At 65.8% G+C, this 722-nt stretch carries 1 protein-coding gene; it reads left to right on the top strand.

Annotated elements, in window-relative coordinates; translation table 11 throughout:
- The coding region (locus AC5RWT_RS37910) for a cytochrome ubiquinol oxidase subunit I (protein WP_494084695.1) at positions 1–693 on the top strand (693 nt) is incomplete at its 5' end.
- Positions 694–722 lie beyond the last annotated feature (29 nt).

Here is a 722-nt window from a genome sequence, read left to right on the forward strand (position 1 = left end):
TGTGACGACATGGTCGCCGTCGTGGAGCTGCCCGGACTGCTCTCCTTCATGGCCAACGGCGACTTCGACACCGAGATCCGGGGCATCAACAGCCTGCTGCCGGAGTACCAGGAGCGCTTCGGAACTCACCTGCCGGACAACCCGATCTACGGCGAGCGCGCCGGCAGTGAAATCGACTACGTGCCGGTCATGGAAGTCACCTACTGGGGCTTCCGCATGATGATCACCTTCGGCATGTTGGCCGCCGCTGCCGCCGCCGTCGCCCTGTGGGTGGTGCGCAAGGGCACCGTGCCCGAATCGAAGTGGCTGATGCGGCTGGCCGTGTTCGGAATCCTTGCCCCGTTCGGCGCCAACTCGGCCGGCTGGATCTTCACCGAAATGGGCCGTCAACCGTTCGTCGTCGCACCCAACCCCGACCCCGACGGCATCGACAACGTCTTCATGTTCACAGCCGCCGCGGTGTCGCCGGGCGTCTCGCTGGGGGAGCTGGTTTTCTCGCTGAGCGCCTTCACCTTGGTCTACGGCACCCTGCTGGTGGTGGAAGTGAAGCTGCTCGCTGCCTACTGCCGCGGCGGTGTGCCCTCGGCGATGCCTGAACTGCTGCACGCAACGTCCGCGGACCGTCCGGACAAGGACGGCGGCCCGGACGGCGGCGGAAGAGACGCTGACGATGTGCTTGCCTTCGCGTACTGACCCGGCTCCCACGGAACGATAAGAGGACT

Source organism: Arthrobacter sp. Dra40, assembly GCF_059091905.1.